Annotated in this window: 15 protein-coding genes; 8 read left to right on the forward strand and 7 right to left on the reverse strand. The window is 46.6% G+C overall.

The annotated features are described in order from the left end of the window. Positions 1–30 precede the first annotated feature (30 nt). Complete coding sequence (locus tag AC2A06_RS08410) at positions 31–282, reverse strand: YciN family protein (RefSeq protein WP_484379979.1); 252 nt, start codon at positions 280–282, stop codon at positions 31–33. Between the two features lie 545 nt (positions 283–827). Here AC2A06_RS08410 and topA point away from each other — a divergent pair. Together topA and cysB are read left to right on the forward strand one after the other, a co-directional pair. Next, complete coding sequence (gene topA, locus AC2A06_RS08415) at positions 828–3,425, forward strand: type I DNA topoisomerase (RefSeq protein WP_484379980.1); 2,598 nt, start codon at positions 828–830, stop codon at positions 3,423–3,425. A 396-nt stretch (positions 3,426–3,821) separates the two neighbouring features. Beyond that, positions 3,822–4,796: an HTH-type transcriptional regulator CysB gene (gene cysB / locus AC2A06_RS08420; RefSeq protein WP_484379981.1), complete on the forward strand. Its 975-nt coding sequence runs from the start codon at positions 3,822–3,824 to the stop codon at positions 4,794–4,796. A gap of 74 nt (positions 4,797–4,870) precedes the next feature. On the opposite strand, the gene ribA is transcribed toward cysB, so the two are convergent. Continuing rightward, a complete protein-coding gene (gene ribA / locus AC2A06_RS08425) occupies positions 4,871–5,464 on the reverse strand; it encodes a GTP cyclohydrolase II (protein ID WP_484379982.1) in 594 nt (197 codons plus the stop codon). Between the two features lie 428 nt (positions 5,465–5,892). Between ribA and pgpB the strand changes: the two genes are divergently transcribed. The 3 genes from pgpB (at position 5,893) to lapB (ending at position 8,344) form a co-directional block, all read left to right on the forward strand. Beyond that, a complete protein-coding gene (gene pgpB / locus AC2A06_RS08430; protein WP_484379983.1) occupies positions 5,893–6,621 on the forward strand; it encodes a phosphatidylglycerophosphatase B in 729 nt (242 codons plus the stop codon). A gap of 241 nt (positions 6,622–6,862) precedes the next feature. Beyond that, entirely contained in the window at positions 6,863–7,165 is a 303-nt protein-coding gene (locus AC2A06_RS08435; protein WP_484379984.1) for a LapA family protein, read from the forward strand. A 6-nt stretch (positions 7,166–7,171) separates the two neighbouring features. Then, complete coding sequence (gene lapB, locus AC2A06_RS08440; protein WP_484379985.1) at positions 7,172–8,344, forward strand: lipopolysaccharide assembly protein LapB; 1,173 nt, start codon at positions 7,172–7,174, stop codon at positions 8,342–8,344. A gap of 40 nt (positions 8,345–8,384) precedes the next feature. Here the strand turns inward: lapB and AC2A06_RS08445 are convergent, their stop codons facing one another. The 3 genes from AC2A06_RS08445 to AC2A06_RS08455 form a co-directional block, all read right to left on the reverse strand. Continuing rightward, on the reverse strand, positions 8,385–8,657 hold the full coding sequence (locus AC2A06_RS08445; protein ID WP_484379986.1) for an Arc family DNA-binding protein: 273 nt from the start codon (positions 8,655–8,657) through the stop codon (positions 8,385–8,387). A 157-nt stretch (positions 8,658–8,814) separates the two neighbouring features. Then, the gene (gene bhsA / locus AC2A06_RS08450) at positions 8,815–9,075 is read right to left on the reverse strand and encodes a multiple stress resistance protein BhsA (protein WP_484379987.1); all 261 of its coding nucleotides are present in this window, start codon (positions 9,073–9,075) and stop codon (positions 8,815–8,817) included. A 315-nt stretch (positions 9,076–9,390) separates the two neighbouring features. Further along, entirely contained in the window at positions 9,391–10,272 is an 882-nt protein-coding gene (locus tag AC2A06_RS08455; protein WP_484379988.1) for a LysR substrate-binding domain-containing protein, read from the reverse strand. 105 nt (positions 10,273–10,377) lie between these two features. Here AC2A06_RS08455 and AC2A06_RS08460 point away from each other — a divergent pair, with 105 nt between their 5' ends. From AC2A06_RS08460 to yciH, 3 genes are all read left to right on the forward strand, one after another. Beyond that, the gene (locus tag AC2A06_RS08460) at positions 10,378–11,793 is read left to right on the forward strand and encodes a pyridoxal phosphate-dependent decarboxylase family protein (RefSeq protein ID WP_484379989.1); all 1,416 of its coding nucleotides are present in this window, start codon (positions 10,378–10,380) and stop codon (positions 11,791–11,793) included. Between the two features lie 110 nt (positions 11,794–11,903). Beyond that, entirely contained in the window at positions 11,904–12,641 is a 738-nt protein-coding gene (gene pyrF, locus AC2A06_RS08465) for an orotidine-5'-phosphate decarboxylase (RefSeq protein ID WP_484379990.1), read from the forward strand. Position 12,642: 1 nt separating this feature from the next. Further along, a complete protein-coding gene (gene yciH, locus AC2A06_RS08470; RefSeq protein ID WP_484379991.1) occupies positions 12,643–12,969 on the forward strand; it encodes a stress response translation initiation inhibitor YciH in 327 nt (108 codons plus the stop codon). Positions 12,970–13,055: 86 nt separating this feature from the next. Here the strand turns inward: yciH and osmB are convergent, their stop codons facing one another. Together osmB and AC2A06_RS08480 are read right to left on the reverse strand one after the other, a co-directional pair. Beyond that, complete coding sequence (osmB, locus tag AC2A06_RS08475) at positions 13,056–13,274, reverse strand: osmotically-inducible lipoprotein OsmB (protein ID WP_484380000.1); 219 nt, start codon at positions 13,272–13,274, stop codon at positions 13,056–13,058. Positions 13,275–13,479: 205 nt separating this feature from the next. Then, on the reverse strand, positions 13,480–13,739 hold a 260-nt coding region (locus AC2A06_RS08480; RefSeq protein ID WP_484379992.1), incomplete at its 5' end, for a hypothetical protein.

Raw genomic sequence — 13,739 nt, forward strand, 5'->3', positions numbered from 1 at the left:
TGACAATCCAAATGAGACTAAGTACAGTATTTAATCCGCCAGGTGGTATTTTTCAGAAAACAGATGCGCCAAATGCTTAAACATATTAAACACTGCTGTGGTCTTTGCGGTCGGTAATCCATCCGGATCTAAAAAAAACTCACCGCGGAAAACCAGCACATTACCTTTTTGTGCTACATCGGTTGCTACCATTCCCTGCAAATAGTCTTCATGTTGGCGGATGACGTTATTGGCTTCAACAAGTAGCGTTTGGCGTTCGATGGGTTGGGTATTTGTTTGCATCTGTCCTCTCCTGACAAAAAATATTAACAATATTCTATCGCGGGTTCGCTTTTATCTGCAAACCAGCCAAAACTTAGATCGCACTTTAACGGATGATTGACGTTTTTTAGACTGTAACAGGGGTGGGGTACCGAGCTTATCAATCCGTCTGTTCCTGCTGTGATAACGGTATTGGTCAGGGGGTTGTCATAGTGTTTTCCGTGCTAATTGGTTTTTTATCAGGTAGAGTGTGGCGTTTTGTGGTCCTGAGTAAAAGGGATTTTTATATCATACCGGGGCGAAAGGGGCCTGGTTTGACGGATCTGAAAATTTTTTAAAGCCAGTAAGTAGAGATATGTATTGGTTGTCAGAGCGCTAACCTCAAGTATTTTGGAGTGATATGGCTCTCATCATTGAGAGTATGGGTTGGCCTGTCAGGTCGGTCATGGGAAAAAACGGGTTGATCTCCTGCCAAAGTGTCGCAATATAAAAAAGAGAGACGAATTGCTGCGGTACGGCAAGACGAATGGCTTCTTTTTAAAGAAATAGATTAGGTAAAGGTAAATATGGGCAAAGCTCTCGTAATAGTTGAGTCCCCGGCAAAAGCCAAAACGATTAATAAATATTTAGGTAGCAGCTACGTGGTGAAGTCCAGCGTCGGCCATATACGTGATTTGCCGACCAGTGGTTCAGCCAACAAGAAAAGTGCTGACGCAGCCGAAGACAAAGCTAAAAAGAAAGTCAAGAAAGATGAAAAAGTGGCCTTGGTCAACAGGATGGGGGTCGATCCTTACCACGGCTGGCAGGCGAATTATGAAATTCTGCCGGGTAAAGAAAAAGTTGTCGCAGAGTTAAAATCCTTAGCTCAAAACGCGGACCACATTTACCTTGCAACGGACCTTGACCGCGAAGGGGAAGCCATTGCCTGGCACCTGCGGGAAGTGATTGGTGGGGATGAGAAGCGCTTTAGTCGTGTGGTGTTTAACGAAATCACCCAAAACGCCATTCAACAGGCGTTTCAAGCACCGGGTGAACTGAATATCGCTCGGGTCAATGCACAACAGGCACGTCGCTTTATGGACCGCGTTGTGGGTTACATGGTATCACCGCTGCTGTGGAAAAAGATCGCTCGCGGCTTATCTGCCGGTAGAGTGCAGTCCGTTGCCGTGCGGCTGGTGGTAGAACGTGAGCGTGATATCAAGGCTTTTGTGCCAGAAGAGTATTGGCAATTGCATGCTGACTTACAGGCAACTGACGATACGATGCTGCAGATGGAAGTCACCCATGCTCACGATAAACCATTCAAACCGGTTAATCGTGAGCAGACCTACGCGGCGGTTACCGCGTTGGAAAACGCGCGTTATCGGGTGCAGGATCGGGAAGACAAACCCACCAGCAGCAAGCCAGGTGCTCCGTTTATAACATCCACACTCCAGCAGGCTGCCAGTACCCGCCTGAGTTTTGGCGTGAAGAAAACCATGATGATGGCGCAACGTCTGTATGAAGCGGGTCACATCACCTATATGCGTACTGACTCTACCAATTTGAGTCAAGATGCACTCAATATGGTGCGCGATTATATTGGCGATAATTTTGGCGATAAATATCTGCCGAAAGCAGCTAATCAGTATAGTAGCAAAGAGAACTCTCAAGAAGCCCACGAGGCCATTCGTCCTTCTGATGTCAATGTATTGGCAGATCAGTTGAAAGACATGGAAGCGGATGCACAAAAGCTGTATCAACTTATCTGGCGCCAGTTCGTTGCTTGTCAGATGACACCTGCGCAGTATGATTCGACGACGCTAACGGTAAAAGCGGGTGATTTCCAATTACGCGCCAAAGGGCGCACATTGCGTTTTGATGGTTGGACCAAAGTGATGCCTGCATTGCGCAAAGGTGATGAGGACCGCACATTACCGTTTGTCGAAGTGGGTTCTGATTTAGCGTTGCAGAAGTTGCTACCAAGTCAGCATTTTACCAAGCCAGCAGCACGTTACAGTGAAGCATCGCTGGTTAAAGAGCTGGAAAAACGTGGTATTGGGCGTCCATCAACCTATGCCTCGATCATCTCAACGATTCAGGACCGTGGTTATGTCCGGGTTGAGAACCGCCGTTTCTATGCGGAAAAGATGGGGGAAATTGTTACCGATCGTCTGGAAGAAAACTTCCGTGAGCTGATGAATTACGACTTTACTGCGCGCATGGAAGATGAATTGGATCAGGTTGCCAATAACCATGCGGAATGGAAGGCGGTGCTGGACGAATTCTTTGTAGATTTTAGTGCACAGCTGGAAACTGCGGAAAAAGATCCGCAAGAGGGCGGTATGCGCCCCAACCAGATGGTAATGACCAGTATCGATTGCCCGACCTGCGCCCGAAAAATGGGCATTCGCACCGCCAGTACCGGGGTGTTTCTGGGCTGTTCGGGTTATGCATTGCCGCCTAAAGAGCGCTGTAAAACGACGATCAACCTGGTACCAGAAGCCGAAATTCTCAATATCCTCGAAGGTGATGAGGCGGAGGCAAATGCATTACGTGCTCGCTGTCGTTGCCAGAAATGTGGCACAGCGATGGATAGTTATCTCATTGATAACCAGCGTAAACTGCATGTCTGTGGTAACAATCCGGCCTGTGACGGTTACACCATTGAAGAGGGTGAGTTCCGCATAAAAGGCTATGATGGACCGATAGTTGAGTGTGAAAAATGCGGCTCTGAAATGCATCTTAAGATGGGGCGTTTCGGGAAATATATGGGTTGTACCAACGAAAATTGCAAAAATACCCGCAAAATTCTACGCAATGGTGATGTTGCTCCTCCTAAAGAGGATCCAGTACCATTACCTGAACTGCTATGCGAAAAATCAGATGCTTACTTCGTATTGCGTGATGGTGCCGCAGGGGTATTTTTAGCGGCCAATACTTTCCCGCGCTCACGTGAAACTCGTGCGCCATTAGTGGAAGAATTGGTGCGCTTTAAAGATCGTTTGCCTGAAAAACTGTGCTATCTAGCTGAGGCACCAGTTGCTGACCCTGAGGGTAACAAGACACTGGTCCGCTTTAGTCGTAAAACCAAGCAACAATATATCTCTTCAGAAAAAGAGGGGAAGGCCACCGGTTGGTCAGCTTTTTACGTTGACGGCAAATGGGTGGAAAGTAAGAAGTAAAATTGTGCTTATGTAGGCGATCTTTTCATCATGATGTATTGAATCAATACCTAAAAACCAGCCAACAGGCTGGTTTTTTGTCGGTTCCATGGCGTGTAAACAGGATATTTTCCCTGTTGTCCGGTTTTGCAGCACAGTGGTTGATAATAAAGGGCTGTCCGGTGAGGCAACGTTTTAGTTAATGCTGCTTCATTATAGAATGGTTATATAAAATTTTTTTTTATCTCAAAAATTCATTAGTGATGGCGATTATTTCAGCTTTCCATGATAAGGTTGGCGGTATTCAAACTCAGTATTACCCTGCAGTTTGAATAACGATGGCTATAGCATATCAGGTGGACGCAGAGATACCTGGCTGCGGATAAACCGCAGGTTTAACCTTGGATGGTATAAGATATGAAATTGCAACAACTTCGTTACATTGTCGAGGTGGTTAATCATAATCTCAATGTCTCTTCTACAGCAGAAGGTCTCTATACCTCGCAGCCGGGTATCAGTAAGCAAGTCAGAATGCTGGAAGATGAGTTGGGCATTCAGATTTTCGCCCGCAGTGGTAAGCATCTTACTCAGGTAACACCTGCAGGCCAGGAAGTTATCCGCATTGCCCGCGAAGTTTTGTCCAAAATTGATGCCATTAAAGCTGTGGCTGGTGAACACACTTACCCAGATAAAGGGTCATTGTATGTTGCTACTACCCATACACAGGCTCGCTATGCGTTACCCAATGTGATTAAAGGTTTTATTGAGCGTTACCCGCGTGTATCTCTGCATATGCATCAAGGCTCACCTACGCAAATAGCAGAAGCGGTTGCCAAAGGGGGCGCTGATTTTGCCATAGCGACAGAGGCTCTGCATCTGTACAGCGATTTAGTGATGTTACCCTGTTACCATTGGAATCGGGCGGTGGTTGTGAAACCCGATCATCCATTAGCGGGCAAGAACCATATCACCATTGAAGAGTTGGCTGCTTACCCCATCGTCACTTATACCTTCGGTTTTACCGGCCGTTCAGAGTTGGATGTGGCCTTTAACCATGCGGGGTTGACGCCGCGTATCGTATTTACTGCCACCGATGCGGATGTGATCAAAACCTATGTGCGTTTGGGGCTTGGCGTGGGGGTTATCGCCAGCATGGCCGTGGACCCGGTGCTGGACCCTGACTTGGTTACCGTGGATGCGCGGGATATTTTCACCTACAGTACAACCAAGATCGGTTTTCGTCGCAGTACCTTCCTACGTAGTTATATGTACGATTTTATTCAACGGTTTGCACCCCATCTGACACGAGATGTGGTTGATAGTGCGGTGGCATTGCGGACTAACGATGAGATAGAGGCGATGTTTAAAGATATCAAACTGTTGGTCAGGTAGTTTTACTTATTACAGCCCGTTAATTTCAACAGGAGGTGTTCCCTCCTGTTTGGTCTCAAGTCATACCGGCGATGTTATTGGCGGTTAAGCAAGTGCCCCATCTTACTGGCCTTGGTTTGGAGATAGTGTTCGTTTTTCGGGTTACGGCCAACAATCAACGGGACACGCTCAGTGATATTAATCCCTGCTTCGCTGAGGATTTTGACCTTTTCCGGATTATTAGTCAGCAAACGAACTGCACTCACACCTAATAGTTTGAACATATCCGCACACAGGGTGAAGTCGCGTTCATCTGCGGCAAAACCGAGTTGATGATTGGCTTCCACGGTATCCGCCCCTTTATCTTGTAAAGCATAAGCGCGGATTTTGTTGAGTAGACCGATATTACGGCCTTCTTGTCGGTGATAAAGCAAAATACCTCGACCTTCCTCAGCAATTTGTGCCATTGCTGCTTTCAATTGGAAACCACAGTCACAACGTAGGCTGAAAAGGGCATCACCGGTTAAACATTCAGAATGGACTCGTGACAGGACCGGCGTTTCATCGGAAATATCACCGAATACGAGTGCCAAATGATCGTGTCCGGTTGCCAGTTCTTCGAATCCCACCATCAGAAACTCTCCCCATGGTGTTGGCAGTTTGGCCTCGGCTACACGTTTTAGCTGCATATTACTCTCCACAAACCTATTCGGTAAAATCACTACGAGCATCCTACGTCTGGAACAGGAAACTGACCAGAACTATCCTCATATTACTGGAAACTGCCGTGTCGTTGGCCGCATATGTTTACTTTCAATATTGATCGGCAACTTGAATGGACCTGGATACAAAATGGCAATGAGTAGATGTGGTTCATTCATGTTGAGTATTTTGCCACAACTTTCAGCCAAGGGATGCTCAGCAAAGCAGCACCTAGCCATTTATCTCGCTATTTTTGCTTTAGATTTCTTGAGAGTATCGTGATGCAGGATGATAATAAGTGACGGCGTAACAAGATGGGCGGATAATTGCTTGTGCTATCTACTTAATTTAATGAGTGTTGTTGCGTTCATAAGATTGTTACACTGCCGGATAAAGCGAGTGGAAGGATAATTAAATGTTAGCGATTATTAAACGTACTCTTGGCGGCGGTGTTTTACTGCTGTTGTTGCCACTGGCAGTTTGGTTTTCAAGCTGGCAGTGGCAACCTGGCGGTAATGAAAAAGTTCTGAAAGTGCTGTACTGGGTGACAGAAACGGTCTCGATACCTTGGGGAATATTGACCAGCCTGCTTCTTGGCGGTTGGTTTATTTGGTGTTTGCGTTTTCCCCCCAAAGCGTCAATCGGCATTTTTATGCTGCTGATGATGGCGATGCTCAGTGGGCAGGGCATTAAGTCAGTGATGAAAGAGTGGAAACAGGAGCCCAGGCCATTTGTGGTGTGGTTAGAGGCTAACTACCACATTGATGAAAAAAGCTTTTATTCACTACCAAGAAAAGCGCGCAGTATGTTGGTAAAAGAGCAGTTGCAGGATCAACAGGATGTGCCCGTATGGCTAATGAACCATTGGCAATCTGAAACTGGCTTTGCTTTTCCCTCAGGGCATACGTTATTTGCATCAACTTGGGCTTTGTTGGGTGTCGTGATGCTTTGGCCACGTAGACGTTATAAAACGGTGGTGCTACTGATGCTTTGGGCAGGTGGTGTGATGGCCAGTCGTTTGTTACTGGGCATGCACTGGCCAAAAGATTTGATGATGTCGGTCGTTATCAGCGGGCTACTTGTGGCAATCGTCGGCTTTTTGGCCTTACGTTGGTTTGGTCCATTCAGCGAACATGAGAAGTAACGGTATCTATGTGTGCAACCATGCTTGATGATGGCAGTAGTTGATAATCAAGGGTGATTTTTCTGCCAGATCGTATACAGATATCGGGTATTATGGTGTAGCAGGCTTTCCTTGCCATGATGGGAAATGCTACCTTAAAGCTTATAAAGGGAAATGCCTGATATTGCTGACTGCCAACGGGATAGTCAGCAAATATTGAGGTTAAAGTTCATCCGATTGACTCGGCACAGCGGGGAATAGTGTGAAATATTTACTGATTTTTATATTGGTTCTGGTGATCTTTGTAATCTCAATTACATTGGGGGCGCATAATGATCAAATCGTGAACTTCAACTATTTAGTGGCACAAGGCGAATATCGCCTCTCCACGTTGTTAGCTATCCTGTTTGCCAGTGGTTTTATGCTGGGATGGCTTATTTGCGGGTTATTTTACCTGCGGATACGTATTGCACTGGGGCGGGCTGAAAGGAAAATTAAGAGGTTGGAATTACAACTTGAGACACCTGCCGAGCCAGTGTCTTTACCTGCTACCAGCAAGGAATAATCTTTTATGTTAGAACTGCTGTTTCTGTTGCTACCTGTAGCTGCCGCTTACGGTTGGTACATGGGGCGCAGAAGTGCTCAGCAGGATAAAGAGCAGGAAGCTAATCGTTTGTCACGAGAATATGTGGCGGGTGTTAACTTTCTGCTTTCCAACCAGCAGGATAAAGCGGTCGATCTCTTCCTAGATATGTTGAAAGAGGATAGTAATACCGTTGAAGCCCATCTGACACTGGGTAATCTGTTCCGCTCGCGTGGTGAAGTTGACCGTGCCATCCGTATTCATCAGGCACTGATGGAAAGTGCTTCACTCTCCTTTGAACAACGTCTTTTGGCTGTTCAGCAACTAGGCCGTGACTATATGGTCGCCGGGTTGTATGACCGCGCCGAAGATATGTTCAGTCAGTTAATTGATGAGGAAGACTTCCGTGTTTCAGCTTTGCAACAATTGTTGGTGATCTATCAGGCGACCAGTGAGTGGCAGAAAGCCATCGAGATGGCGGAAAAACTGGCAAAACTTGGTAATGATAAGCAGCGTATAGAAATTGCTCACTTTTATTGTGAATTGGCACTGCAAGCGTTAGGCGGAGACGATTTAGACAAGGCGATGACTCTGTTAAAGCGTGCTGCTGCGGCCGATAAACAATGTGCTCGTGTGTCGATCATGTTTGGCCGCATCTATATGGCGCAAGAGGAGTATTCCCAAGCGCTAGATGCTTTGACGCCTGTTCTGGTTCAAGATAAAGAGTTGGTCAGTGAGGCATTGCCTATGCTGCATGAGTGCTACTCGCATTTACCTCAGCAGCAGCAAGAGTGGGTGGATTATCTTAAACGTTGTGTTGAGGAAAATAGCGGTGCCACAGCAGAATTGATGCTGGCTGAGGTGATCGAACAACGTGATGGGCGTGATGTGGTGCAGGCCTATATCAATCGCCAATTACAGCGCCACCCGACAATGCGGCTGTTCTATCGCTTGATGGATTATCACCTGGCGGATGCAGAAGATGGCCGTGCCAAGGAAAGTCTGCTGTTGTTGCGTGACATGGTAGGGGAGCAGATCAGCACCAAGCCACGTTACCGTTGCCATAAATGCGGCTTTACTGCGCACTCACTGTATTGGCATTGCCCTTCATGTCGAGCTTGGGCTTCTGTTAAACCGATACGTGGGCTTGATGGACAATAAAAAACGGGATAGCTAATTATCCCGTTCTATCTGGACCGTTCTACTTCTTTTTATTGCTTTTGATGCCCATTTTCAGTAATTGGCGTAACTTTTTTAGTTCTTTTTGACTGAGTGGTTGCTCAATTTTTTCTACTGTGTCCTGATTATCAATATCCTCATGCTGTGGCAGTGATTTTACTGACACAGTAAGGCTATCTTCCAATCGTTGACAAACCTCTGCACTGAGGGAAAGTTGGTTCTCCAGAGCGATGGCTTTAATTTTATCTTTCAGGTCGAGAGGGATCTTGATTGTCAGTGTTGATATTTCGTTCATGTCATTGCCTTTTTCGCCAGTGTTTCTTTTAAATTAAGGCAGTCAGGCAACAGTGTCCAGTGTGTCATAAAAAATTTATAAAAAGTGTGGTGTTGTCCGAAATAATAATGAGAGAGAAGGAGAAAGAGCCCGAAATTACGGGCTCTTGGCGTCATGCTTATTTATAGATCTCGGCACTGCCGTATAATAAATCGTTGCCACCTGCGGCGATAATACGGTAGCTAGTGGCGCCTTGTGCTGCGGCTTTTGCTGCCAGTTGCTGTTCTAGAGTGTCCAGGGTGCTAGCCTGACCAGCAGAAACCACGCCGGCTTTGGTGAGGTTCATTGATTGTTGTTGGTTGACTGATTCAGCAGCAAAACTGGTGAATGTGACCATAGACAGTACAGCGGATAAAGCAAGATATTTGATGTTATTCATGTGGTTCTCCAATTTCATTTTAGATTCGAAAGCGTGTTTCTTTCGATTGATTTAATAATAGCGTGTTCTGGCTATTTAGAAACCGGACAACCCTGACCTAGATAGTCAAAATATTTGATTAACAATTTACCTATCTTTACTACAGCTGACTTATTATGGACTAAGAGAACGAAAATAATCTGACATTGCATGACAAATAGGCGTGAAATCCGCTGTAAATTCCTTGCTAGTTAGAGATCGTGGTAGTCAACATTGCTGCTACTTGCATGACGACGGATATATCATCAGGTTAATAATCAAAACAATAACCACGGTTTAATCAGAATAAGCCAGTTGTTGTTGAAGCCAGCCCAATAGTGTTTCAACCGATGGCGTTAATCCTGTTATTTTCCGCCATATCAGGTAAATATCATTATCATCAAGTTTTGTTGCTGCCGCTAAAGAGACCAGTCGTCCCTCAGAAATAGCATCTCTAGCGAGTACAGATTTAACTAACGCAATGCCAAATCCTTGTTCTGCAGCTCGCACTAGCAATCCGGCATCATTAAATAATGCCAATTGACGACCGTAGCGTGTTTGGTGATGGGCTTGAAACCATTGCGACCAAGGTGTGGCCTCGTGCTCTAGTAGTGGCGTCTCATCGTTTCCAGCCGCAAAGGCGAGTTGCCATTTCTTGCTTATTTCTGGTGAGGCGACAGGCATGACCTCTCCAGAGGCAATAAGCTGCTTTTGTACCCCCGGCCATTGCCCATTGCCAATACGGATAGCCGCATCGAGTCCTTCGCGCTCTAAATCACGCACCACCAGCGAAGCCTCAATATCTAACACTATTTCTGGATAAGTTCGCTGAAACTCTGCCAATCTGGGTAAGAGCCAGTAGTGGGCAAATGAGGGGACCACGCTAATACGCAGGGTTCTACATGTGGCGATACGTCTACTTTGACTAATTGCTTGTTGTAAACTGACTAAAGCGGGCTCAGTGATGGCAAATAATTCACGACCTGCAGCGTTGAGTTGTATTCCGCGGCCATTACGTTCGAACAGCGGATAACCGATGGCCTGTTCAAGCTGCTTAATTTGTTGACTGATAGCACCATGAGTCAGATTAACCTGTTTAGCGGTTGCACGTAGATTCTCTAGCCGAGCAGCAATGACAAAGGTGGGTAAAAGATGGAGAGGGATACGATTATTTATCATTGGTTAAAATATCTATCCAATAAGGTTACTTTTTATCGATAGTATCACTGAAATCAATAAATTATAGTGCCATGTAACATTTAACGGATAGAAAGGAAATAACCTATGCATTGGCGCCTACAACAGGATCTTGATAATTATCCCGAAATACTCAATTGTGCAACTCAGTTAGCTCAAAATTTTCTTTCCGGATTGGACCGACGTTCGGTCTGTCCGCCATTGACGGAACAACAGATCAAACCAGATGATCAACAATTGTCACCAGAAGGAAAGGGGGCTGTGGCTGCATTAGAGTACTTTTGGCACCATTATGCCGCTGGATTATCCGCCAGTGCCGGACCACGCTATTTTGGCTTTGTCACCGGAGGCGTCACACCAGCAGCCTTGGCGGCTGACTGGTTGGTTAGCACGGTTGACCAAAATAGCCAATTGAGCCATGACACAGTCGCGGCAGCTATTGAATTGGCGACTATTGAACAACTAAAAATATTGTTGGGTTTACCCGCGCAGTTCAGCGGCAGTTTTGTTAGCGGCGCAACAATGGCCAATTTTGTGGGTATTGCGATTGGCCGCCAGTGGTTAGGGCAACAACAAGGGGTTGATATCGCGCAGCAGGGGGTGACTGCTTTAGGGCCTATTCAGGTGCTGTCTGCTAATGCTCATTCCAGTAGTGTAAAAGCGCTCAGCATGTTGGGGCTAGGACGCGATTCATTAAAAATCATCGCCAGACAAAAAGATTCAGAGGTCATTGACACCGTCGCGTTGGAACAGCACCTTGCGGCGACGCAAGGCATACCGACAATCGTGCTGGCAAGCGCTGGAACAGTCAATACTGCGGTTTTCGATGATTTACCCCGTTTATTGGCGCTACGTGAGCGCTATCCATTCTGGTTGCATGTCGATGGCGCTTTCGGCGGGGTTGCTGCCTGTTCCCCTCTTCATGCTCATCTATTAGCAGGGTGGGAACAAGCTGATTCAATTACCGTTGATGCTCATAAATGGCTGAATGTGCCTTATGATTGCGCCATTCAATTTACGCGTCACCTGGCATTACAACTGCAGGTATTTCAAAATCATTCAGCTTATTTAGAAGCGCCGACATTGCGTCCTGATAACTATTTGCATTTGACGCCAGAAAACTCACGACGCTTTCGCGCTTTGCCGCTATGGATGGCACTGAAGGCCTATGGTCGTCATGGTGTGCAGGAGATCGTCGAGCGTAACGTGACATTAGCGAGGCTGTTAGGTCATCAATTGGCGGCAAGTGAAGGGTTTTGTCTATTAGCGCCGGTGAACCTGAACGTAGTCTGTTTTGCCCTTAAAAATATTTCGGGTGATGCGGCGATGACTCGTGATCGTTTTCTTTCATATTTGGACCAACAGGGCATAGTCCGCTGTACACCCACTCAGTATAATGGGCAGCCCGCCATTCGTGCGGCATTAGTGAACTGGATGACACAAGAGCATGACATCCAGTTGGCGCTGGAATCGTTGCTGGCTTGTCGGGCGCAGATTGATTAACCCGCTATTGTTCCTGCCTCTGGGATTTGTGTGGGTTGGCAGGTAGAATGCGGCGGTCAGTTTTTCTGGCAGAGCATTTATGTCTATCCACATTACAGAAGGCAGAAGCGATGCACTCTAAAAATAATATGAATAACAATAAATTAAAATCCTCTCCAATTATTGTTGCCTTGGATTACGCTGATAGAAATGCTGCCTTGGCTTTTGTTGATCGTATTGATCCACAAGATTGTCGACTCAAAGTGGGTAAAGAGATGTTTACCTTGTTCGGGCCAGAGATGGTGCGCGACCTTCATCAGCGTGGGTTTGATGTTTTCCTCGATTTGAAATTTCACGATATTCCTAATACCACGGCTCATGCGGTAGCGGCAGCAGCAGAACTGGGGGTATGGATGGTGAATGTTCATGCCAGTGGCGGTGCTCGTATGATGACCGCAGCAAAAGAGGCCTTGCAACCTTATGGTGCCGAAGCGCCTTTACTGATTGCGGTGACGGTACTGACCAGCATGGAGGCAGATGATCTGCGTGCTATTGGTATTGATCTAACCCCGGCAGAGCAGGCAGAAAGATTGGCGCGTTTGACGCGAGATTGTGGCTTGGATGGGGTCGTGTGTTCTGCGCAAGAAGCGACGCGTTTGAAAGCCGCCTGTGGCCATCAATTTCAATTGGTCACACCGGGTATCCGCCCTGAGGGCAGTGCAACAGGTGATCAGCGCCGTGTAATGACACCGGTACAGGCGGTTGCAGCTGGCGTAGATTACTTGGTAATTGGCCGCCCGATTACCCAATCAGCTGATCCTGCCGCCACACTGAGTGCTATTCGTGCTTCGCTGAAGATAGGAGGGTAGCATGAAGGAGAGTAATAGCCGCTTGGTCTATTCCACCGACACCGGGCGCATCAAGCAGGAAGAAATCAAACCACAGCGAGCGATTGGCGATGGCATTGTTCGTATTCAGCGCCAGACCAGCGGGCGTAAGGGCAAAGGGGTTTGTTTGATCATCGGAATCACTCTTGATGATGCCGAATTGGATAAACTGGCTGCTGAGTTGAAGAAGAAATGCGGCTGTGGCGGCGCGGTAAAAGAGGGCGTGATTGAGATTCAAGGTGATAAACGTGAACTACTTAAACAGTTGCTTGAAGCCAAGGGAATGAAAGTTAAACTGGCGGGTGGTTGAAAAACAGCCATGCCGCAGTGGTTTGCTGCGGCATGATCAAGAGAGCGTAAAAAGTACCCTCAGTTCAACAGTGAATAAATTCAGGTTTATTTGCTCACTTGATGACCAATAATACCGCCGACAGCGGCACCACCAAGAGTTCCTAACGTGCTACCATTGGTTAGCACTGCACCACCAACTGCGCCAGCACCGGCCCCTATGGCAGTATTACGTTGCTGTTTTGACATATCTGCACAGGCGCTTAAGGAGAGGGCAAGCGTGATGCTAAGTGCGACAGTCGCTAAACGTTTATTCGTCACCATAATATTTCTCCTGATAGGTTACACCAGACAGTTACCCAAAGTGGAATATGAATTGCTGTGGCCTATTATAAATAAGTATTGTCCACTAACTTTTTTCTGTATAGCTGAGAAGTGAAAAATGTTGCAGGCGGTTTGTTCGCCTGCAACGGGAATATCGAAGAGAGGGTATTCAATAGGCCATAGACTAAAATAGCCAGTTGAATGATTATTACTTAATTTTGCTGCCTAGATCCTGCACCTCACGCCTCAGTTCGTCTATCTGACCGAGTTTATTGTCCAACTGATCGATTTGACGTTTCAGATCGTTGATCTCACCAAGCTTGTTATCTAACTGATCGATTTGACGCTTCAGGTCGTTTATTTCACCCGATTGGTTGCTTGGTTGGTCGACTTTACGTCTCAGCTCACTGATCTCACCAAGCTTATTATCAAACTGATCGACTCGACGCTTCAGGTCGTTAATCTCGC

The organism is Serratia sp. HNCC26DJ244, from assembly GCF_057180565.1.

Coding starts and splice junctions, on each gene's coding strand:
- topA (WP_484379980.1), top strand. CDS start 828: ATGGGCAAAGCTCTCGTAATAGTTGAGTCCCCGGCAAAAGCCAAAACG.
- AC2A06_RS08445 (WP_484379986.1), bottom strand. CDS start 8,657: ATGAACGAAATATCAACACTGACAATCAAGATCCCTCTCGACCTGAAA.
- pyrF (WP_484379990.1), top strand. CDS start 11,904: ATGCACTCTAAAAATAATATGAATAACAATAAATTAAAATCCTCTCCA.
- pgpB (WP_484379983.1), top strand. CDS start 5,893: ATGTTAGCGATTATTAAACGTACTCTTGGCGGCGGTGTTTTACTGCTG.
- ribA (WP_484379982.1), bottom strand. CDS start 5,464: ATGCAGCTAAAACGTGTAGCCGAGGCCAAACTGCCAACACCATGGGGA.
- cysB (WP_484379981.1), top strand. CDS start 3,822: ATGAAATTGCAACAACTTCGTTACATTGTCGAGGTGGTTAATCATAAT.
- AC2A06_RS08455 (WP_484379988.1), bottom strand. CDS start 10,272: ATGATAAATAATCGTATCCCTCTCCATCTTTTACCCACCTTTGTCATT.
- lapB (WP_484379985.1), top strand. CDS start 7,172: ATGTTAGAACTGCTGTTTCTGTTGCTACCTGTAGCTGCCGCTTACGGT.
- AC2A06_RS08460 (WP_484379989.1), top strand. CDS start 10,378: ATGCATTGGCGCCTACAACAGGATCTTGATAATTATCCCGAAATACTC.
- AC2A06_RS08410 (WP_484379979.1), bottom strand. CDS start 282: ATGCAAACAAATACCCAACCCATCGAACGCCAAACGCTACTTGTTGAA.
- bhsA (WP_484379987.1), bottom strand. CDS start 9,075: ATGAATAACATCAAATATCTTGCTTTATCCGCTGTACTGTCTATGGTC.
- yciH (WP_484379991.1), top strand. CDS start 12,643: ATGAAGGAGAGTAATAGCCGCTTGGTCTATTCCACCGACACCGGGCGC.